Raw genomic sequence first — 437 nt, forward strand, 5'->3', positions numbered from 1 at the left:
TAACGCCCGGTTATGGGGCGAGTTCAGGCTTGCTATACTTGGTGAGGAACGAACCCGAGCAAGCCTTAACGAGTCCATATGCCATAAACCGCTTGTTATGTTTAAATTGCTAACTTACCTAGTTGAAGCTTATCAGCTTCTTCGGGGTATTTTACCAAAGTTGATAGAATAGATTTACCCTGACAGTTTACAGATAAATTATACTTTTCTGCTTTAGGTGAAATAGTAAAAATTTCTGAAAAATTGCCATTAACTTCACGAAAATAATAATTTTGAGGTTCGACTAAGCCAACAGGCTTAAACATAAGAATACATTTACCGTCAACTTCGCCTGTTGCAATCGCTACATTCTCTCCAATTTTGAATAGAGAACAGCCAGAAATAAATACACCTAAACTTAAAATTAAATATCGAATCATGCCTTTAAACATAACGCC

General features: G+C 36.4%; 1 protein-coding gene. It reads right to left on the reverse strand.

Annotation, left to right across the window (positions count from 1 at the left end):
• Positions 1–101 precede the first annotated feature (101 nt).
• A partial coding sequence (locus C2M35_RS15355; protein WP_158678006.1) for a hypothetical protein occupies positions 102–437 on the reverse strand: 336 nt, incomplete at its 5' end.

The organism is Pseudoalteromonas sp. T1lg76 (genome assembly GCF_002964725.1).
Classification (GTDB): Bacteria; Pseudomonadota; Gammaproteobacteria; order Enterobacterales; family Alteromonadaceae; genus Pseudoalteromonas.